Origin of the sequence: Streptomyces sp. NBC_01190, from assembly GCF_045039895.1 — a bacterium.
Classification (GTDB): Bacteria; Actinomycetota; Actinomycetes; order Streptomycetales; family Streptomycetaceae; genus Actinacidiphila.
Genome location: NZ_CP108580.1, coordinates 4,209,252 through 4,230,431 on the forward strand (window position 1 = coordinate 4,209,252; position 21,180 = coordinate 4,230,431).

General features: G+C 74.2%; 13 protein-coding genes and 1 pseudogene. 9 read left to right on the forward strand and 5 right to left on the reverse strand.

The genetic code is table 11. The features are described from left to right. The first annotated feature begins 209 nt into the window (after positions 1-209). On the forward strand, positions 210-2,786 hold the full coding sequence (locus OG519_RS17595) for a CehA/McbA family metallohydrolase (RefSeq protein WP_405584510.1): 2,577 nt from the start codon (positions 210-212) through the stop codon (positions 2,784-2,786). A gap of 179 nt (positions 2,787-2,965) precedes the next feature. Here OG519_RS17595 and OG519_RS17600 read toward each other — a convergent pair. From OG519_RS17600 to OG519_RS17610, 3 genes and pseudogenes are all read right to left on the reverse strand, one after another. Next, a pseudogene (locus OG519_RS17600) lies at positions 2,966-4,203 on the reverse strand (DUF692 domain-containing protein). A gap of 10 nt (positions 4,204-4,213) precedes the next feature. Next, positions 4,214-5,098, reverse strand: coding sequence for a TIGR04222 domain-containing membrane protein (locus OG519_RS17605; RefSeq protein ID WP_405584512.1), 885 nt, complete (start codon positions 5,096-5,098; stop codon positions 4,214-4,216). Between the two features lie 347 nt (positions 5,099-5,445). Beyond that, positions 5,446-6,159 carry a hypothetical protein gene (locus OG519_RS17610; RefSeq protein WP_405584515.1) on the reverse strand — a complete coding sequence of 238 codons (714 nt, stop codon included), beginning with the start codon at positions 6,157-6,159 and terminating at the stop codon, positions 5,446-5,448. A gap of 372 nt (positions 6,160-6,531) precedes the next feature. Here OG519_RS17610 and OG519_RS17615 point away from each other — a divergent pair, with 372 nt between their 5' ends. From OG519_RS17615 to OG519_RS17640, 6 genes are all read left to right on the forward strand, one after another. Next, complete coding sequence (locus OG519_RS17615; protein WP_405584518.1) at positions 6,532-7,908, forward strand: efflux RND transporter periplasmic adaptor subunit; 1,377 nt, start codon at positions 6,532-6,534, stop codon at positions 7,906-7,908. A 125-nt stretch (positions 7,909-8,033) separates the two neighbouring features. After that, on the forward strand, positions 8,034-8,864 hold the full coding sequence (locus OG519_RS17620) for an ABC transporter ATP-binding protein (RefSeq protein WP_405592804.1): 831 nt from the start codon (positions 8,034-8,036) through the stop codon (positions 8,862-8,864). Then, complete coding sequence (locus tag OG519_RS17625) at positions 8,861-10,105, forward strand: ABC transporter permease (RefSeq protein ID WP_405584521.1); 1,245 nt, start codon at positions 8,861-8,863, stop codon at positions 10,103-10,105. The genes OG519_RS17620 and OG519_RS17625 overlap by 4 nt, the downstream gene beginning before the upstream one ends. 91 nt (positions 10,106-10,196) lie before the next feature. Further along, positions 10,197-10,985 (forward strand): hypothetical protein, encoded by a 789-nt coding sequence (locus OG519_RS17630; RefSeq protein WP_405584524.1) that lies wholly within the window; start codon positions 10,197-10,199, stop codon positions 10,983-10,985. Positions 10,986-11,264: 279 nt separating this feature from the next. Continuing rightward, positions 11,265-12,014, forward strand: coding sequence for a response regulator transcription factor (locus OG519_RS17635; protein ID WP_405584527.1), 750 nt, complete (start codon positions 11,265-11,267; stop codon positions 12,012-12,014). 127 nt (positions 12,015-12,141) lie between these two features. Continuing rightward, the gene (locus OG519_RS17640) at positions 12,142-13,722 is read left to right on the forward strand and encodes a sensor histidine kinase (protein WP_405584530.1); all 1,581 of its coding nucleotides are present in this window, start codon (positions 12,142-12,144) and stop codon (positions 13,720-13,722) included. 70 nt (positions 13,723-13,792) lie between these two features. Here the strand turns inward: OG519_RS17640 and OG519_RS17645 are convergent, their stop codons facing one another. Continuing rightward, a complete protein-coding gene (locus OG519_RS17645) occupies positions 13,793-15,757 on the reverse strand; it encodes a TerD family protein (RefSeq protein ID WP_405584532.1) in 1,965 nt (654 codons plus the stop codon). Positions 15,758-16,074: 317 nt separating this feature from the next. On the opposite strand from OG519_RS17645, the gene OG519_RS17650 reads away from it, so the two are divergent. Beyond that, complete coding sequence (locus tag OG519_RS17650; protein WP_405584535.1) at positions 16,075-17,097, forward strand: Ppx/GppA phosphatase family protein; 1,023 nt, start codon at positions 16,075-16,077, stop codon at positions 17,095-17,097. Between the two features lie 62 nt (positions 17,098-17,159). Here the strand turns inward: OG519_RS17650 and OG519_RS17655 are convergent, their stop codons facing one another. Further along, complete coding sequence (locus OG519_RS17655) at positions 17,160-17,774, reverse strand: class I SAM-dependent methyltransferase (protein ID WP_405584538.1); 615 nt, start codon at positions 17,772-17,774, stop codon at positions 17,160-17,162. Positions 17,775-17,936: 162 nt separating this feature from the next. Here OG519_RS17655 and OG519_RS17660 point away from each other — a divergent pair, with 162 nt between their 5' ends. Further along, a complete protein-coding gene (locus OG519_RS17660; protein ID WP_405584541.1) occupies positions 17,937-21,020 on the forward strand; it encodes a DEAD/DEAH box helicase in 3,084 nt (1,027 codons plus the stop codon). The last annotated feature ends 160 nt before the right edge of the window (positions 21,021-21,180 follow it).

The following is a 21,180-nucleotide window of genomic DNA, read 5'->3' on the forward strand; positions in this document are numbered from 1 at the left end:
TCCGTACCGGAAAGTTGTGCCGCGTACACCGCGTGTTCACGTCGCCGGGCCCGTGGGGGCGCGATCCGGACACTTCGCCGCTCGCGATGTTCCGGTGATCGGCACGAACGCTTCGGGGCGGGTTCATTTCGCGGCATATGAGTTTTCTTAGCGTCACTAAAGATGCACACCGCTCCGCAGGGGAGCGGTGGACGAAAGGCGCGCGCGAGATGGAAACACCGAGGGAACCCAGCGGTTCGGAGACAGCGGCCGAACCGGTCGAGCCGGCCGAGCTGAGCCGCCGCAGATTCGTGGTCGCGGCGGGCGCGGCGGTCGCGGTGGCCGGTATCGGCGCGGGGAGCGCGGAAGCGGCGACCGGAGCCGGGCGCACGGGGGCAGGCGCGGACACGGGCGCCCCGGCCACCAGCACCGTCGGCACCACCACGGCCACCACCAAGGCCGCCGCCAAGGTGAAAGCGCCCAAGGGCCAGTGGCTGGCCGGCGACACCCACGTCCACGACGACCACTCGTCGGACGGCAGCGGCCCCCGGCAGACCTCGAAGCAGACCCTGCCGGGCAACCTCCCGGTCGGCGACCAGATCGGGCAGGGCGAGAAGGTCGGTCTCGACTTCATGCCGCTCACCGACCACCGCACGTACGACCAGGTGTGGGACCCGCAGTGGAAGTCCTCGAAGCTGCTGCTGCTCCCCGGCGAGGAGGCCAACGGCTCCCCGCACGCCATCGTGCTCGGCAATGTGGACGTCATCGTGGACGGCGCCAACCCGCCCGGCTCCGCGAGCTTCCGCCATGTGCAGCAGTCCGTCTGGGACGCGCACGCCCAGGACGCGGTGTGGTCGCAGGCCCACCCCGACGACGGCGAGTACACCCCGGCCGCCGGGGTCAACGACAACGCCAGTGTCCAGGGCGCCGATCTGGTCGAGGTGCTGAACGTGGCCAGCGACCCGGACGCCGAGGTCGACTACGCCGAGAACCGCTGGAACGCCGGCTTCCGCTTCGGCGTGTCCGCCGCCAGCGACTGCCACTTCCGCGAGCTGTGGGACATCGACAGCCCCGGTGAGCCGACCACCCACGTCTTCACCGCCGCGCGCTCGGTCCGCGGCATCCTCGACGGCTTCCGCGGCGGCCGGACCACGGTGTCGCAGAACATCACCGGCCCCTTCCTCACCGTCGCGGCCGACGCCGACGGTGACGGGGTGTTCGAGGCGATGGGCGGCGACGAGGTGCTGGTGGCCGACCGCAAGCTGCCCAAGAAGGCGACGCTGCGGGTCCGGGTCAAGGCGGCCAAGGGGATGACCGTCCATGTCTACGCGGCGCCCGGCCGCTCGGCGGGCCCGGTCGCGACCTTCACCCCGCAGAAGTCCGACGAGACGTACGAACTGCCGCTGGTGCTCAAGGGCGCGGACCACACCTGGTACCGCGTCGAGGCGCGCTCCCCCGGCAGCGCCGCCGGCTCCGAGGCCGACCCCACCCTGCCCGACCAACTGCGCGGCGCGACCTCGCCGATCTTCCTCTCGGTCGGCGCGCTCGCGGAGCCCCGGCCCGAGATCGCGCTGCCGGCCGCCGACACCAGCGCCGATCCGGCGGTCCTGGTCACCGGCGACCAGGGCGGCTTCACCGGCTTCGCCGATGTGGCGGTCGTCGGCAAGTTCACGCACGTGGTGGCCGAAGTGCACGAGAAGCAGGCCACCAAGGTGGTCTACCGGCGGCTCGACGCCAAGGGCAGGGCAGGCAAGTCCCTGACGCTGTCCGGGCGTTCGGCCACCGCGCGCTTCCCGCGGATCGCCGCCGCAGGCCACGACGTATGGGTGGTGTGGCAGGACGAACTCGGCAAGGAGCAGCCGCACCAGCCGGTGATCCTGCTCGCGCACAGCACCAACGGCGGGCAGTCCTTCAAGGCGCCGAGCAAGGTGAGCAAGGGCAAGGGCCGGGCGATCAACCCGGCGCTCGCGCTGATCGACGACGCGCACCCGCTGGTCGCCTGGTCGGACAACAGCGATGGCGCGTTCGACGTCTACGCGCGGATCATCGGGATCGACAAGGCCGCGGTGAACCTTTCCGCGGCCGGCAAGACGGTCAGCGCCGGAGTGGCCACCGACGCCCGCTCGCCCCGCTGCCCGGCCTCGCTCTTCCCCGTGGTGGCCGTCGGCCCGGACAAGCACGCCGTGGTGAGTTGGCAGGACGACCGCTACGACCCGGACCCGCTGTGGACCGGCCACACCCCGCCCGCGGGTCAGCCGGCCAGTGGGGGCACCGACCCCGACAACTGGCAGATCCTCGCCGCGGTCCGCAAGACACCGGGTAAGAGCTGGGGCCTTCCGGTCCAGGTCAGCCGGGTGACCGATCGCGCCGACCGGCATCCCGGGCTGGCCTTCGGCGCCGACGGCACCCTCGTGGCGATCTGGGAGAGCGGCGCGCTCCAGAGCTCGGGCGTCAACCTCCAGCTCCGGGCGAGCCGTTCGACCGACGGCGGCGCCACCTGGGCGGCGTTCGAGCAGGTCGCGCTCGCGCCCGACGCGATGAGCCAGCGGGCCAGGCTCGCGGCGGACCCCGACGGTACGGTACGGGCGGTCTGGTACGACTCCCGCGCGGCGGACTGGCGTTGGAAGATCCTCACCGCGACGCTCGACGCCGGGGCCGGCTGGTCCGCCGTCCGGCAGGTGACCACCCGGGGCAACAACACCTGGCCCGCGCTGCACCGGGGCGTCGTCGTCTTCACCAGCGACCGTGCGGCGACCAGGACGCAGCGGGATGGGACGCAGCAGGTGTATCGGGTGAGCCTGGTCTGATCCACGGGTCTGGCAGCTCTGCTACGGCTTTCCTACGAGCTTCCCGGCGGCTTTTCGGCTGCTTCCCGGTGGCTCTCTGGTGGCTCTCCGGCGGCTCCTTGGTGGGCGGCTTCCCGGCCGGGGCGTCGGGGAGCCGCCGGGCTCGCTCCGGGCCGGCGGCGGTCATGACTGACGTACCGTCAGTTCGTCGGGTGGCCGCGGCGAAGCCGGCCGAGCAGCGGTTCGCGCGGGCGCGCCGGGAGTTCGCCGCGGGCGCGCAGGTGCTGTTCGAAGGCCGTCGCGTCGTCGTGTCCCCGGGTGCCCGGGGTTCTGGGGTGCGCGCGGGCGAATTCCACGAACGCCGGGACGTAGGTGTCGCCCAACGCCAGGCGGAGCCAGGGGTGATGGGCGGCGGCGGTGCGCGACCGTTTCATGAGCAGGGCCAGCGACTGGATCCGCAGTCGGTCGGCGTCGAAGCCCGGCGGGATCCCGCCGTCGCCCACCAGGGCGGCGAGCAGCGCCTCTTGGGACGCGGCGAGGGCCTCGCGGGGGTCGACCCCGGTCACCGGCACGGCCCTTCGACCGCGACCCGGGTTGCGCCGACCCGGGTCGCGCCGACCCGGTTTTGGGCGGCTCCTACGGCCACCGCCGCCCGGATCGAGGCGAGTTCGGCGGTGAGTTCGGCGGTCGGCGGATAGTCGCCGTCGCGTTCCAGCAGGACACCGGGGAGAGTGGTGCGCCCGGCGAGTTCGGTGAGCAGGGCGAGGACGGGCGCGGTCACCGGGTGGGTGTGCGTGTCGTGCCACACACCGTCCCGCTCGGTGCCGCCGGCCACATGGACGTAGGCGAGCCGTTCCAGCGGCAGCCGGTCGAGCACGGCCAGCGGATCGATGCCGAGGTTGACGCGGGCGGTGTGCAGATTGGCGACGTCCAGCAGCAGCGACACCCCGGTGCGCTCGACCAGTTCGGCCAGGAACTCGCCCTCCGTCAACTCCTCCTCCGGCCAGGCGAGCAGCGGGGCGATGTTCTCCAGGGCCAGCGGCACGGGCAGTTCGGCCTGCGCGATGCGTACGTTCTCGGCGACCACGCCGAGTGCGGCGCGGGTCCGCGGCACCGGCAGCAGATGCCCGGCGTCCAGGCCGCCCGCCCGGGTGAACGCCACATGCTCGCTCACCAGCGGCGCGCCCAACGCCTCGGCGCAGGCGGCGAGTCGGGCGAGCCTCGGCGCTTCCGGCCGGGCGGCCCCGCCGAGCGAGAGCGAGACCCCGTGCGGTACGACCTCGGTGCCCCGCTTCCGCAGCGCGATCAGCGACTCCGGCAGCCGCGCCGGATCCACGTTCTCGGCCACCACCTCGACGAAGTCGACGCCCGGCAGCCGCTCCACCGTCAGGTCGATCTCCGGCCGCCAGCCGATGCCGAAGCCGAGGTCGGCGGGCACCGGGGGTTTCTCAGCCGCCGCAGCCACCGCCGCACCCTCCTCCGCAGCCGCCACCGCCGCAGCCCGAGCCGCCGCCGCACGAGGAGCCGCCCCCGCCGGACCCCGACGACGCGACGGAACCGTAGACCGCCGACCGCAGCACCGGATCCTCGATGCCGGCGGCGCCCAGCGCGGCGACGCTCAGTACGGTCACCGGGACGGTGGCTCCGGTCGTCCCGTAGAAGGCGTAGGCGCGAAGGGTCTCCTTGGAGCGGGTCTCGGCGCGGTCCCTGGCTCGGGCTCCCGGCAGGGTGAGGCGGGGTGGGCGGATCGCCATGACCAGCAGCAGGACCGCGGTGGCGAGCAGCAGCAGGACCAGCAGGCCCACCGGTCGGTGCAGGCGGATGCCGTTGACGAGCCGGGCGATGCCGAGGCCGAAGACGGCGGCGGGCAGCAGGGTGGTGGCGCGGACGGCGCGCAGCCGGGACCGGCTGAGCAGCAGGCCGCGGGCTACGGCCGTGTCGGTGACGTCGCGCACGGCGTCGGTGGCGCCGGCCAGGCGGCGCACGCCGCGGAGGTTGGTGCTGCGTACTTTTTGTACGGCGGTGAGGACGGCGCGTTGGACGGGTTCGTCGGGGGTGCGGTGTCCGCACGGTGTGATGGTGTGGTCGCGTGCGGCCCGCAGGCGGTCGGCGTCGACCAGGGCGTGTACGGCTGTGTCGATGACTCGGGCGGTGCCGCCTCTGAGCAGGGCGAGCGTGTATACGTCCACGGTCGGTGGCCCTGCGGGCCCGCTTTTCCTCGGCCCCGCCCGCAGCGCGGCCCGCACCACCAGCGCCGCCGATGACGCGACGAGGAGGGCTGCGGCGTAGACCCCCAGGAACTCGGGCCCGCTCAAACCCCAAGGCTCGCTCATGTCGACATCCCCCGAAGTCACATCTCTTCTTACACCAGCACCCACGTCCCCGGGCCGGGCCCGGTTCCACCGGGGGCGCCCTCGTCTCGGGGGGAGGTGTCGTGGCCCAAAAGGGGCGCGAGGGACTGCGCGCTCAGCCACGGTGCTGCTGCGGGTTGTCACCGGGCGGGTGGGGTTGTTGGGGTCGTTGCCGGGCCGCGGGCCGGTGGTGGGTTGCTCGCGCCGTTCCTCGCGCCCCTTCGGCGGCGCCCTTGCTTCGGGGGGAGGGGCCCGTGGCCTGTAGGGGCGCGAGGAACGGCGCGCTCAGCCACGATGCTGCCGCGGGTCGTCGCCGGCCGGTGGCAGGGCTATGCAGAGGGGCTTGCGGAGGATGCGCCGGGCGGGCGTTGGGGGAGGAGGGGCTTGCAGGTGGTGTAGGCCTTGGCGGTTTTGGGGTCGCTGGTGTTGAGGCCGCGGAAAGCGCCGAAGCCGCCGCCTGCGCCGGGGCGGTTGGTGGTGCTGGGCGTGGGGAGGACGACGCCGTGGTCCTTCAGGCAACTGGTGAACGCCTGGAACGCGCTGCTGTCGGCCCCGCCGGCGCCACCGCCGGCCCCGCCCCGCCCACCGAACTGCGGCCGCAGCGACGCGCACGCGGTGAGCGCCTTCTGCGTGGCCGCGTCGGGCGACGCCCCGCCGAAGCCGGGGAACCCGCCGCCCCCACCACCCCCGAAGCCGCCGCCGTAACCCCCGTAACCCCCGCGCCCCGCCCCGCCCGACGGCCGGCCGGAAGGCCGCGCCCCGCCCGAGGGCCGGTTGAACGTCGGCAGGTTGACCCCGTGCTGCGACAGGCACTGCCGGTACTTGTCCATCGCCGCCGCGTTGTTCGCCCCGCCCGCCGCCCCGGAAGGGCTCGCGGCGCGTGCCGACGCCGACCCCGACGGCTTCGCCGCGTCCGCGCTGGAGCCGGACGACGACGAGCACGCGGTCAGCAGCAGCGCTCCCGACGCGGCGAGCACCGTCACGGACACGCCGGCCCGTACCGCGCTTCGAGCCTTGCCGGCCTTGCCGGTCTTCCAGGTCATGTCCGCAGGTCCCCTCGGTGAATCCCAGTCTCGGCACGGAAAAGCTCCGCGGCGTTCGGCGAGCGGCGCCGCCAGGGCCGACCGGGCCGAACCGTCCGCGTCGCGTCGCCCATGCGCACGCGCGGGACACGGGTGCACACAGGCGACGGACCACAATGAACCCCACGCACGTGGGGACTGTCCGGGATCGAGCTGTGAGTTCCCGGGGAACATCCCGCCCCACCCGCCCCCGGAACCCCGGCTTCCGGCCCGTTATGCCGGTAAGGCCCCGATTCGTCACCCTGCGCAGCGCCCTCCGCGAAGCCGCCGTTCCCAGCGAACTCCCAGGGTTCTCCCAGGGCTTCAAAGGCCATGGCGACCAAGATGCGGGGCATGAAGGTGCTCCCACGACGGCGCAGGGCCGTCCTGATCAACTCGGTGCTCGGCGTGGTGGTCCTCGCGGGCGCCGGCGGTGCCTACGCGGCGGTGCACAGCGACGGCAGCGGGAGCTCCGCCGGCAGCGGCACCGCCCGCGTGGCGACCGTCACCCGGGCCACCGTGCTCTCCACCGTCTCCGGCTCCGGCTCCCTCGCCTCCCCCAGCGACGCCGGGGTGAACTTCACCACCGGCGGCACGCTCAGCGCGGTGGACGTCAAGCCGGGCGACAAGGTGAAGAAGGGCCAGGTACTGGCGAAGGTCGATCCGACCGCGGCGGACGAGACGCTGCAAGAGGACCAGGCCTCGCTGACCGCGGCCCAGGCGAACCTCACGAAGGTGGAGGCCGGCGAACTGCCCGTGTCCACCGGCGGTTCCGGCTCGTCCGGCGGCAGTGGCCGCGGCGCCGCGGACCCGACCCCCGCGCCGACCCCCACCGTCGACCCGGCCCAACTCGCGCAGGCCGAGGCTCAGTTGAGCCAGGCGCAGAACGCGGTGGACGCGGCCCAGCGGGCGGTGGACGGCTGTGTGCTGAAGGCCCCGGTGGCCGGCACGGTCGCCTCGGTGGCCGGCGCCACCGGCGACACGGTCTCCGGGACGGGCGGCAACGGCTCAAGCGCGGGCGGCGGTTCGGGCTCCGGCTCGGCGGCCGGCTCCAGCGGTTCCGGCGGCTCCGGCGGCTCAAGCACCACCTCGTCCACCACCACCACCGGCTTCATCGTCCTGACCAACCCCGCCGGCATGCAGGTGAAGGCCGACTTCTCGGAGGCCGACTCGCTCAAGATCAAGGCCGGCCAGACCGCCACCGTCACCCTGAACGCCGAGCCCGGCACCGTACTCGACGCCAAGGTGCTGTCGATCAGTTCGCTGCCGGTCTCCAGCGGTTCCGGCTCCGGCGGCGGCGCGTCCACCGGCAGCGCCGTGCAGTACGCGGCCACCCTCGCCATCACCAGCGACACCGCCAACCTGCGGACCGGCCTGAGCGCCAGCATCCAGGTCACCACCGGCCAGGCGGACAACGCGCTCAGCGTGCCGACCGCCGCCGTCTCCGGCACCGGCGCCAACCGTACGGTCCTGGTGGTCAACCCCGACGGCTCCGCCACCCGCACCAATGTCACCGTCGGCGTCGAGGGCGACAGCGCCGACCAGATCACCAGCGGCCTCAGCCAGGGCCAGCAGGTGCAGATCCCGCAGGTCGCCACGTCGGGCAACGGCGGCTTCCCGAGCGGCGCGTTCTCCGGCGGCTTCGGCGGCGGCCGTACCGGCGGGTTCGGCGGTGGCTTCGGCGGCGGCGCCCGTACCGGCGGCTTCGGCGGCGGAGGTGCCCGCCAATGAGGCCGCCAGTGAGGGGAAAACAGACGCTGGCCGAGCGGCTGGGCCGGGCCCGTACCGGCCTGCACCGCCGGCCGGCGGACGCCGACGACAGGGACGCCTCCAAGGGAGAGGCCACCGCCCGGGAGGTGCCGGACGGCGACAGCCTCTGGGGCCCGGCCCCCGTCATCGAGGTCCGCGCGCTGCTGAAGACGTACGGCCACGGTGACGCGGCCGTCCGCGCTCTCGGCGGCCCGCCCGACCCGCGCACCGGTACGTCCCCCGGCGTCGACCTGGTCGTCCAGCAGGGCGACCTGGTGGCCGTCATGGGCAGCTCGGGCTCCGGCAAGTCCACCCTGATGAACATCCTCGGCTGCCTCGACGTGCCGACCTCGGGCCGCTACCTGCTGGACGGCATTGACGTCGGGGGTCTGGACGAGCACCAGTTGTCGCTGGTCCGCAACCGCAAGATCGGCTTCGTCTTCCAGTCCTTCAACCTGGTGCCGCGCACCCCCGCGCTCGCCCAGGTCGAACTGCCCCTCGCCTACGCCGGGGTGAAGACCGCCGAGCGGCGCCGCCGGGCGCTGGCCGCGCTCTCCCTGGTGGGCCTCGCCGACCGGGTCGACCACCGGCCCAACGAACTCTCCGGCGGCCAGCAGCAGCGCGTCGCCGTGGCCCGTGCCCTGGTCACCGCCCCGGCGATGCTGCTCGCCGACGAGCCCACCGGCAACCTCGACAGCCACAGCACCGAGGACGTCCTCGGCATCATCGACCGGCTCAACGCCTCCGGCCGTACCGTCGTCCTGATCACCCACGAGGACGAAGTGGCCCGGCACGCCAAGCGGGTGATCCGGCTGGTGGACGGACAGGTGGTCTCGGACGTACGGCAGGGGCCGGCCGACGGGCCGCCGCCGGCGCTGCGCGACCCGGCCGGCTTCGCCGCCGACCACCCGCGGGCGCTCACCGGGGGTGTCCGGTGAACCCGTTCGAGACGCTGCGGTTCGCCGTCGGCGGGCTCGCCGCCAACAAGGTCCGCTCCGGGCTGACCATGCTCGGCGTGCTGATCGGTGTCGCCGCGGTGATCATCCTGCTGGCGGTCGGCAACGGCTCCTCGCAGTCGGTCAAGGACTCCATCGAGAAGCTGGGCACCAACTCGCTCACCGTCTCCTCCGGTGGCTCGTCCGGCGGCTTCGGCGGTGGCGCCGGCGGCCGCTCCGGCGGCGGGGCGACCAGCACCAAGCCGCTGACCGTGGACGACGCCCGGGCGCTGGCGAACCCCGCGGACGCCCCCGACGTCGACTCGGTCGCGCCCGAGGTCACCACCTCGCAGACCGCGCTCTACGACGGCACCTCGCACACCGTCGGCCAGGTCGTCGGCACCTACCCGGCCTACTTCAAGGCGTCCAACAGCAAGGTCGCCCAGGGCAAGGGCGACTACTTCAGCGCCGACGACGTGCTCAACTCCCGCAAGGTCGCGGTGATCGGCTCGACCACCGCGACCGACCTCTTCGGTACGGCCAGCCCGGTCGGCAAGAAGATCGTCATCGGCGGCACCCCCTTCACCGTGGTGGGCGAGCTGGAGACCAAGGGCGGCACCGGCTTCCAGGACCCGGACGACACGGTGATCGCGCCGCTGCCTACGGTGCAGAACGCGTTCACCGGCTTCGGCCCGGTCAGCCAGATCCTGGTCGAGGCCAAGTCGGCGGACGCCACCACACCGGCGCAGAACGAGATCACCACCGTGCTGATGGGCACGCACGGCATCAGGGACGCCAACGCGCTGGACTTCCGGGTCAGCAGCCAGGCGTCGCTGCTGAGCACGCAGGCCGACACCAACAAGACCTTCACCGTGCTGCTGGGCGCGGTCGCCGCGATCTCGCTGCTGGTCGGCGGGATCGGCATCACCAACATCATGCTGGTGACGGTGACCGAGCGGACCCGCGAGATCGGTATCCGCAAGGCGATCGGGGCGCCCAAGGGCGTGATCCTCGGCCAGTTCCTCGCCGAGTCGACGCTGCTGTCACTGGTCGGCGGCGGTCTGGGGGTGGTGGCCGGGCTGATCGGCTCGCGCTTCACCATCGTCGGCATCAAGCCGGTGGTCATTCCGGAATCGGTGGTGGGCGCGTTCGTGATCGCGGTGGCCATCGGACTCTTCTTCGGCAGCTACCCGGCCAACCGGGCGGCGAGCCTGCGGCCGATCGAGGCGCTGCGGCATGAGTGAGCGGACCGGCGGGACGAGATCGGCGCGAACCGCGCGCACAGCGCGGCCGGCGGACCCGGAGTACGGACGAGGGAGCAAGGGAGCAGCGGAGATGGCGCGACGCCGTGGTGGTGGTGAGCTGATCAAGGCGGACACCGGTGAGGCCCCGACGGAGCTGCTGCCGATGGTCCCGGAGGAGGAGAACGGCGGCGGCCTGGAGATCCTGGGCCGGGGCGAGGTCATGACGGGCCCGGGCGGTCCGCCCGCCGAGCGCCCGGAGGACGTGCTGGCGCAGCCGCCGGACGCCCGGGACATCTCGGCGGAGCTGGCGGCGCCGCCGCGGCGCAAGCTGCCGTGGCTGACGCTGGTGCTATCCGCGTGCGTCGTCGCCGCGGGCGCTTTCGCGGGCGGCGCGCTGGTGGAGAAGAACCACCTCCAGAACCTGCCGGGCGGCGGCCGGGCCAACCCGTTCGCGGCGGCCGCGGGCGCGCGAGGCGGTGGCGGCACCGGAGCGGGCGGCCGGACGTTCGGCGGCTTCGGCGGCGGTACGGGTACGGGTACGGGCAGCGGAACCGGCACGGGTACGGGCGCGGGCGGCGGTGTGACCTTCGGCACCGTCAAGCTGGTCGACGGCAGCACGCTCTACGTCACCGACGCCCAGGGGGACATCGTCAAGGTCACCACCGGCGGCTCCACCAAGGTGAGCGAGACCAAGGACGGCAAGGTCTCCGACCTCAAGGCCGGCCAGACGGTGACGGTCCGGGGCACCGCCGGGTCCAACGGCGACATCGCGGCGACCACCGTCACCCAGGGCGGCACCGGCGGCTTCGCCGGGTTCGGCGGTTTCGGCGGCCGGGGCGGCGGTACGGGCGCGGCCGGCGGAAGCGGCGGCGGGAACTGATTCCGCGCTTACCTTCCAGGGCGTACGGTGCAGCGGCCGACATTTCGGCGCGGCGCCGTACGCCCCGTCCGGCGTTACGGGCCCGCGATCCCGTCGGCCGGACCGGTCACCGGACGACCCGACCTGACCTTCGCCGACCTGATCTGACCCTGACGTGATCTGACCGTGACGTGCTCCGATCTGACGTGATCCGACCCGGTTCCGCCACATCACCCCCCCGCGCCCGCACCACCCGGCCCCCGCTCCGGTATGACGGCACGGCCCCAAGGAGGTTGATCCATGGACACCGCACCCGAGGCCAGCCTGCTCGTCGTGGACGACGAACCCAACATCCGGGAACTGCTCTCCGCCTCCCTGCGCTTCGTCGGCTTCAAGGTGGTCTCCGCCGCCAGCGGGGCCGACGCGCTGGCCGCCGTCGCCCGGGAGCGGCCCGATCTGGTGGTCCTCGATGTGATGCTGCCCGACATGTCGGGTTTCGCGGTCGTCCAGCGGCTGCGCGAGGAGTCGGGCCCGCACGCCCGCACCGCGGCCGGCGTCCCCGACCGGCTGCCGGTGCTGTTCCTGACCGCCAAGGACGGTGTGGAGGACAAGATCAGCGGGCTCACCGCGGGCGGCGACGACTACGTGACCAAGCCGTTCAGCCTGGAGGAGCTGATCGCCCGCATCCGGGCGATCCTGCGCCGTACCGGCGGCCCCACCGACGACGGGCGGCTGATGGCCGGCGACCTCGTACTCGACCCGGTCGGCCACCAGGTGACCCGCGCCGGGCGCCCCATCTCGCTCTCCCCGACCGAGTTCAAGCTGCTCGCGTACCTGATGGCCAACACCGACCGGGTCGTCTCCAAGCCGCAGATCCTGGACCACGTGTGGGCGTACGACTTCGGCGGCGACCTCAGCATCGTCGAGTCGTACATCTCGTATGTGCGGCGCAAGGTCGACTCGGGCGCGGACGGGGCGCAGAAGCTGATCCATACGGTGCGGGGGATCGGCTACGTGCTGCGCCGGCCCGCTCCGGTGGCGCAGGGCTGAGGCGGTCATGTCCGTGTCCAGGCAGGTGCCGCCGGGGCCTTCGGGGCCGTCGCGGCCGCCCGTGCCGTCGGGGGCGCCCGGGAACGTACCGCCCGTGCCGCCGGTGCCGTCGCGGCCGCCGGGGCCCGTGAAGGTGTCCCCCTTCTCCCGGCTCCGGGCGCCGCTGTCGCGCCGCCGGCTGGAGCCCTCCGCGATATCCCTGCGCTCCCGGCTGGTGCTGCTCTCTCTCGTCCTGGTGCTGCTCGGGCTCGCGGTGAGCGACACCGTGGTGCTCGGCTCGGTGCGCGGCCGGCTGGTCCAGCGGGTGGACCAGCAACTCCAGCGGTACGGCCGCCCGCTCGCCGGGCGGCTCGGCACCGAGGGCATCCCGGCGCCGCGCTATGTCCAGCCGGGGGCGGGCCGGGGCGGGGCGCGGCCGTGGCTGCCCAGTCAGTTCGTGGTGGCCGTCGCGGCGGCCGACGGCGCGGTCTCCGATCAGTTCCGGCTGCCGGTGGCGGCCGGCGACCCGCGCCCGCTGTGGCCGACCATGGACGCGAGCAGCCTCCGGGCCCACCTGGACCAGCCGTTCGACGTCTCCAGCGACCATGGCGGCGGCCGGTGGCGGGTGCTGATCGTGCCGGTGAAGGCGCCCGTCGGCGCCGCTTCGGGCGCTTCGGGCGCGGTGACCGGTGGCAGCGGCACGGTCTCCGCACCGCCCGCCGGGGTGGTGGTCGCCGCCTCGCTCGACGACGTGTCGTCCACCACGAGCCGGCTCAGCACCGGCTTTCTGCTAATCGGCGCGGTGGTGGCCGCGCTGCTCGGCGTGGCGGCCTGGTTCGCGATCCGGGCCGGGCTGCGGCCGCTGCGGCAGATCGAGGCGACCGCCGCCGAGATCGCGGCCGGCCGCCCGCTCTCGCACCGGATGCCGGCCGCGTCACCGCGGACCGAGACCGGCCGGCTCTCCGCCGCGCTCAACGGCATGCTCGCTCAGATCGAGTCCGCGTTCGCGGCCCGCGCAGCCTCCGAGGAGCAGATGCGGCGGTTCGTCGCCGACGCCAGCCATGAGCTGCGCACGCCGCTGGCCGGCATCCGCGGCTTCGCCGAGCTCTACCGGATGGGCGCCCTCCCGGACGAGGCGGACGTCAAACGCACCATGGCCAGGATCGAGAGCGAGGCCGTCCGCCTCGGCGGCCTGGTCGAGGACCTGCTGACCCTGGTCCGGATGGACGAACAGCGGCCGCTCCAGCTCGCCCCGATGGACCTGCGCACCCTCGCGGTCGACGCCTTGCACGACACCACAGCGCTCGACCCGTCCCGCGCGGTCTCGCTGACCGGCCCCGGCGGCCCCGGCACCCCGCCGGGCCCCGCCCCGGTCCTCGGCGACGAGGCCCGGCTGCGGCAGGTCGTCGCCAACCTTGTCGGCAACGCCGTCGCCCACACCCCGCCCGGCACCCCGGTCCGGATCGGCGTCGGCACCGCGGCCGGCCACGGCATCCTCGAGGTCTCCGACGCGGGCCCCGGCCTCACCCCCGACCAGGCCGCCCGCGTCTTCGAACGCTTCTACCGCGTCGACGCCTCCCGCAGCCGCCACCAGGGCGGCGGCGCCGGCCTCGGCCTCTCCATAGCCGCCGCCCTGATCGCCGCCCACGCCGGCTACGTAGAACTCGACACGACCCCCGCCCAAGGCGCCACCTTCCGCATCCGCCTCCCCTCAACGCCCCAGTCCTGACCGGAGATCCGGCGGACGGCTCCGGTCGGGGCGGCTTCGGTCGGGTCGGCTTCCGCCAGAGCGGCCTCGGTCAGAGCGCTACGACGACGGACGCGTGGAAACGGTCCACCGCCTCGTCCACACTGCGGATGAAGCCCGACTCGGCGTTTCCCCGGGTGCTGCCCATCCCCTTGAAGAGGGACAGCCGGAAACCGGTGATGACGGCGGGCGGCTTGGGCAGCAGATCAGCCGGCTCGGGCCGCAGCTTCTCCAGGGTGCCGCGCGGGCCGCCGCCGGGACCTTCCACCAGCGTCTCCACATGCAGGTCGGCGGGCGCGTCGGCGAGTTGCCGCACCAGCCGCTTCACCCAGGTCAGCGGCTGGCCCTGGTCGGGCGCCGGGATCTCGATGGACGTCCGCAGCTTGCCCGTGCGCAGATCGGCGCCGAGGGCGAGCACACCGGGGGTGTCCTGGATCTTCACCTCGGCGTGCAGCAGCCCCTCACGGCACAGCCGGTCGGCGAGCGCGACCCGGCGCGAGTGCGGGTCGCTGCCGCGCCGCGCCTTCTGCACCGGCAGCACCTTCTGGCCGAGTTCGCCGCCGAGCCGGAGACAGACCTGGCGGATCAGCCGCTCCCAGCTCTCGACCACTTCGACGGCCCTCGGGTCGCCCTCGCACAGGGTCTCGGTGTCGATGCCGTTGCGGACCGGCACCCAGGCGGGTCCCATGTTCTGGAAGCCGTGGCAACCGGAGTTGTCGTGCTGGAGGTAGAGCAGCAGCTCGTGGAGGAGCCAGGCGTGCGCCGCGTTGCCGACGCCTTCGTGCCGGATCAGCAACTGCGCCTGGTGGGCGACCTCGGCCCAGGACAGGTGCCACAGCGCGACCTTGTGCTTGCGGCGCCCGTCGATCCGTACGTTCACCAGCGGACTGCCGTCCAGGGCGACGTCGTTGGAGAGGGTGATCACCGCCTCGTAGCCGCGGCGGGCGGCGATGTCCACGTAGTCCTGCACCTGGGCGGGCCGCAGCGGGTTGCCGTTGGTCTTCGTCTCGACCAGCGCGGTCCACAGCTTGCCGGCCCGCTCCACCCGCAGCAGTCCGTCCGGCCGCCGCGGGGTGTCCCCGTGCGGCAGCGAGACCTCGGTGAAGGTCTCCATCCGCCCGGCCGGCGCGCCGAACCCGGCGGTCAGCCGCCGGCCGAGCTCCGGGACCTGGGCCATCACGGCCAGCAGCACTGACGTGGCCCGGGTCTCCCGCTCGTGATCGCTCTTCAGCGACCCGGCGGGGAAGAGGCGGGCCGACCGCCAGGAGGCGTTCTCGGCGAGCGAGGTGCGGGCGACGGCCGGCAGGGTGACTTTTTTGCGGGCGGTGCGGGGGCGTCGCGGGGTGGCCGGTTCCGGTCGGCGGGCCGCCGGCGCCTCGGGGATGGGGACGAGGACCTTCCCGGGGAGGGGGCCGGGTGCGACGGGCTCCGGCGGCGGCGCCGCCTCGGTCAGCGGGCCCGGCTCCGTGGCCGTCTCGCCGTCGTCGTCCACGTCGATGCCGAAGTCGGTGGCGAGCCCGGCGAGACCGGAGTCGTAACCCTGGCCGACCGCGCGGAACTTCCAGCCGCCCGCGCGCCGGTACAGCTCGCCGAAGATGACCGCGCGCATCGCGCCCGCGTCGTCGACGGAGAAGCCGAGCAGCGCCTGGCCGCCGCGGTCGGCGAGGGTGAGCCGCAGATCGTCGAGGTCGCCGAAGCCGGCGCCGCCGTAGCGGCTGGCCGCGAGGACGATCCGCTCGACCCTCGCCGGCATCGCGGCCAGATCAAGGCTGATCCGGTCCTCGCTGCCGTTGGCCGTGGGCGCTTTGCCGAGGAGCTGGACGCTGCCGTCGGCCGCGGAGGGGTGGTTGTAGAAGTAGAAGTCGTCCTCGCCGCTGACCTTGCCGTCGCCGTCGAGGAGCAGCACCGACACGTCGGCGTCCCCGTCGCCGCTGGCGCTGCTCCAGCCGAGGCCGGCGATCACCGCGCCCGCGTCCTCGCTCAGCTCGGCCAGTCCGACATTCATCCCTTTGACCATGTCCCGCATACGTCCGCCCCCACCCACGCTTGCTCTGTGTCCGTGCCCGCGTTCCCCCGGGCGCGGTGTGCCGCACAGTAGCGCCGGGCGGGCGGGTTTGCGGGGGCTTTGTGCGCATTGGCGGTGGCGTTGGTGTTCGGGGTGGGCGGGGAGGTGGCGGCGAAGGGACGGGGCATGGTTGGCGCCTGAATGGGTGGTTGTCCGGCATCACCCCATGGCGTTCACAAGCTCAGCACGTATGCTCGTATTTTCTGGTAATGCGAAGGTGCCCTAGGTGATGTGGGTCTGATCTGCTTGTTTGGGGGGAGCCGGTGTCCATGCGGGTAGGAGTTCTCGACATCGGTTCGCAGTCGGCGCAGTTGCGGATCGCCGATCTGGAGCCCGGTCTGCCGCCGCAGCCGGTGGCCACGGTGAAGCAGCCCGTGCGGCTCGCCGAAGGCACCGATGGGGCCGGGGTGATCGGGGCGGAGGCGATCCGCCGCCTGGTCGGGGCGGTGACCCGGGCGGTGGCCGCCGCTCGGGAGAACCGGGTGGACACCCTTTACACCTTCGCCACCTCCTCGGTACGGGACGCCGCCAACCGCGACGACGTGCTGCGGGCGGTGAGCGCCGCGTGCGGCGTCGAACTCGCCACCATGACCGGCGAGGAGGAGGCCCGGCTGACGTTTCTGGCCGCCCGCTCCTGGTTCGGCTGGTCGGCCGGGCCGATGCTGCTGGCCGACCTCGGCGGCGGCACGCTGGAGATCGCCTGCGGCCGCGGTGTCGAGCCGGCCTTCGCGGTGTCGCTGCCGCTGGGCGCGGGCCATCTCACCCGGCGGCTGCTGGCCCAGGCCCAACCGCCGTACGGCAAGAAGGACCTCAGGATCCTCCAGGACCATGTCAGGTCGGTGCTCGCCGACTCGGTGGCGACCCTCGCCGAGGAGCCGCTGCCGGAGCTGCGGGTCGCGACCTCCCGTACGTTCACCCAACTCGCCAGGCTCACCGGCGCGCCGGCGGCCAAGGCCGGACCGTACGCGGTACGGACCCTGGACCGGGCCGAACTCGTCCGCTGGATCCCGCGGCTCGCCGCCATGACGCCGGCCGAGCGCGCCCAGCTCCCCGGCGTCTCCCAGTCCCGCGCCGCCCAGATCCTGGCGGGCGCGGTCGTCGCCGACGTCGTTATGGACCTGCTGCGCGTCGAGCGTTTCACCGTCTGCCCGTGGGCGCTGCGCGAGGGCATCTTCCTCGAACGCCTCGGCTCCCTGGCCCGCTCGCTCGCCCCGCCCAAGCGGGCTCGCCCGCTGAGCACATCGCTCACCGCCGCCCCCGTCCGCCGGTCCAGGCGCGCGGTCCGGCACTGAAGTCCGCTCGCGCGGCCCGGCACTGAAGTCCGGCGGGGTGGCCGGGCGGCCCGGCGGTCGGCTCAGCCGCCGGCGCGGAAGACGAGCAGGTAGCGCCAGAAAAGGAGCCTGCGGACGCGCGCCCCGGGCAGCAGGACGGCCGCCGCCGCGCGGATCTCGTCCAGCGACATGGTCGGCGGCGCCACGGGCGCCCGTACCCGGTCCCGGGGGCGGGGCCGGCCCGCGTCCACCGCGGCAACGGCCAGCCGGGCCAACGCGTTGACCGGCACGGCCGCCAGGCTCCAGGCCCAGTCCAGGCGGGTCCGCTCCGGGTAGCAGCCGAGGATCAGCAGCACCCCGCCGGGGGCGAGCGCCTCCCGCAGCGCGGTCACCGTGCCGAACGGCAGGTGATGGATGCTGGCCAGGCAGGAGATGAGGTCGTAGCGCGCGGTGGGGAGTTCGACCTCCCTGATATCGGCCCGCTCGAACCGCGGGCCGCCGTCGCCGGGACCTGACCGGGCCCGCGCCTCCGTGATCGCCTCCTGCGAGGGGTCGATCGCGTCCACCGTCAGCCCGGCCGCGGCGAGCCGCCGCGCGAACCGGCCGGTCCCGCATCCGACGTCCAGCGCGCTGCCGCCGCCGCGCGGCACATGGCGGGACAGCAGCCGGTGGTAGTGGTCGTTGTGGTCGAACGGCATCCCCCGACCCTGCCACAGCGGTCCCGGGCTCGGCCTTGGGGCTGCCCCGGGCTGGGGCCGCCGCCGCGCGGGGAGCCGTTTAGGCTGGTCAGCCTGGGCGGAAGGCGGCAAGACGAGGGGCGGCGCGGGATGGGCGGGAAGGGGGGTACGGAGCGGGCCCGGATGGCGGAAGTGGTCCGCTTCTGGCGGGCGGTGGAGCTGTTCGGTCCGCAGCGGGTGCCGGCGGTGGGCGCGGGGGAGCGGGTGTCCGCCGTGCGGGCCGGGCGGCCGTTGCCGTGGGAGGACGGGGCTGGGCTGCCGGCGGCCGGGCCGCGCTCGGTGTGGCGGCACACCGTGTACTGCGGGGTGTTCGCGGTGGACCGGGTACGGCGGGTGCTGGCCGAGGTGTTCCCCGACCCGGACTCCGACCCCGAGTCCGAGTCCGAGGACGCCGAGGGGGCGCGGGACAGCGGTGCACGCCTCGGCCGGTCCGCGGGGGAGAGCGCGCTGCTGGCCTTCACCGTCGATCAGGACGGCCTCCTCGCGGCCGACTCGGTGAGCGTGTCGAGCTGCGCCTGGGCGGTGGGCCGCACCCTGTCACCGGGACCGGCCGACCCGCGCTGGCTCGAAGGGTTTACGGCGGCGGCCGCGCGCTGCGAACGGCGGGTTTTCGACGTGGCGGAGGGCCGTACGGCGCCCCGCGACGACGCGCCGGCGGCCGGCCCACCGAACGCCGAAGGCCGCGCGGACGACTCCGAAGGCCGCGCGGACGACTCCGAAGGCCGCGCGGACGACACCGAAGGCCGCGCGGACGACACCGAAGAGGAGCCGGGCCGCCGCCCGTTGACCGTCGCCGCACTCACCTCCTTGACCGCATGGCTCGCCGGCCACCTCGGGGTGACCGGGGATCTCGTGCCGGCCGGGGCGCGGATCCGCAGCGTCCAGGTGCGGGCGGACCGGACCGGGGAAGCGGCCGGGCCGGATTTTCTGAACAGCTTCGTCGCCGCCGATCTCGACCTGGTCGCGGCCGAGTTGCGGGCCGGGCGGGCCGGCCGGGCGCTGACCTCCTATCTGACCGGCACCGAACGCCTCGACCTGGCCCGGCGGGAGGACCTCCGCGCGCACCCGGAAGCGCTGCTGGCCGGGGTCGCGCCCGCCCTCGTCCCGCTCGGCCGCTGGCCGTCCGCCACCGGTCAACCCCTCGTGCTCAGCCAGCAGTTCGCGGTCAACCGGCTGCTGGACAGCCTGGGCGGGGCACGCGCCGCCGGGGTGTTCCCGGTGAACGGGCCGCCCGGGACCGGCAAGACCACGATGCTGCGGGACGTCATCGCCGCGCTCGTCACCCGCCGCGCCTGCGCCCTGGCCCAACTGGCCCGGCCGCAGCAGGCGTTCGGCGGCTCCCACACCTGGCGCGGCGAGTACACCCGGACGGTGCGCGAGCTGCGGCCCCAACTGACCGGCTACGAGATGGTGGTGGCCTCGGCGAACAACGCGGCGGTGGCGAACGTCACCGACGAGATCCCGGCGCGGACCGCCGTCGCCGAGGAGTGGTGGGACGAGGCCGGGTATCTGCCCGAGCAGGCCCGGCTGATGCTCGGCGGGGTCCCGGCCTGGGGCGCCGTCGCCGCCCGGCTCGGCAACCGCGCGAACCGCGACGACTTCACCGCCGCCTTCTGGTGGGGAGCGGCGCGCGGGCCGCGCGGGTCCGGCGTCGGCGCCGGTACGGATCGGGGGTTGCGGCAGGTCCTCGCCGAGGGAGCGGGCGAGCCGGTCGACTGGGCCGCCGCCGTACGCCGCTTCAAGGCCGCGCGGCGGGAGGTCGAGCGGCTGCGCCGCGCGCGGCAGCGGGTCGCTGAGGCGTTGCCCGACGCCGACGCCGACGCCGCCACTGCTAACGCCGACGCCGCCGTCACCGGTCCGGCGGCCGACGGCGCCGGGTCGGAAGGGGGCACGTCGGGGCGGCATCGGGCCGAGCAGGCCGTGCTTGAGGAGAGCGGGCCGTGGCACACGGTGCTCGCGGCGCGAGCGCGTTGGGGCGAGCGGGTGCCCGATCCGGCGGCGTTCACGAGCGCGGCCGACGCCGACACCGTGGCGCGGCGCGAGCGGTCGTCGCCGTGGGCCGACGAGGAGTTCACCGCCGCGCGGACCCGGCTCTTCCTCGAAGCGCTGCGGCTGCACGAGGCGTTTGTGCGGGCGGCGGCCCCGACCATGCTCAAGAATCTCGACGCCGCGATGGAGGTGGTCGGCGGCCACGCCCCCAAGGACCTGCCGGCCGCCGCCGTACGGGCCGCCTGGCAGAGCCTCTTCCTCGTCGTCCCGGTCGTCTCCACCACGTTCGCCTCGTACGACCGGCTCTTCGCCGGGCTCGGCCGGGAGGATCTGGGCTGGCTGTTCGTCGACGAAGCGGGGCAGGCGGCGCCGCAGTTGCCGGTCGGGGCGCTGTGGCGGTCGCGGCGGGCGGTGTTCCTCGGCGATCCGCGCCAACTCGAACCGGTGGTCGTCCTGCCGTGGCGGGCGCAGCGCACGCTGCTCGAACACCAGGGGGTGGCGCCGGAGTGGGCGCCGTCGCGGACCTCGGCGCAGGGGGTCGCCGACCGGTCGGCCCGCTGGGGCACGGTGCTGGCGGGTGCGGCGGGCGTGGCGAGCACGGTCTCGGAGGGTGCGGTGTCGGATGGCGCGGCGCCGGTGTGGGTGGGTGCGCCGCTGCGGGTGCATCGCCGGTGCGACAACCCGATGTTCGAGGTGAGCAATGCGATCGCGTACGACGGGCTGATGGTCCACGGGGTTGGCGAGCGGGGGAGTTTCGCGCCGCCCCGGGGCAGCTTCTGGTGGCATGTGGGGTCCCGCGAGGCGGTCGGCACGTGGGTGCCGGCGGAGGGGGTCGCTCTGGCCGACGCGGTTCGGCGGCTCACCGCGGATGGGTTGCCGGCTGACGGGCTGTTCGTGCTCAGCCCTTTTCGCGAGGTGGCGGCCGGGGCGCGGGAGGTTTTGCGGGGGATGGTTCCGCCGGGGCGGGTGGGGACGGTGCATACGGCTCAGGGGAGGGAGGCGGATGTGGTCGTCCTGATCCTCGGCACGCATCCGGCGGCGCCGGGGCCGCGGGGGTGGGCTGCCGCCCGGCCCAACCTGCTCAACGTCGCCGTCACCCGCGCGCGACGCCGCCTCGTCGTCATCGGCAACCACACGGCGTGGAGCGCGCACCCCTTCTTCTCGACCCTCGCGGCGAGTCTTCCCTTCTACGCCCACGGGTCCGCTCCGCGGCGGTAGCCCCTTTCGGGGCAGGTGCGTGCCCCGTGCGTGGTTTTGCCGTGTGCGGGGTGCGTTGTGGCTGGTCGCGCAGTTCCTCCCCCAGAGCTTCGCCTGGGGGTACCCCCAGCGCCTCCAGACGGGGTCCGTGGGTGCCTGTTGGGGCGGGGGAAGCGTGGCT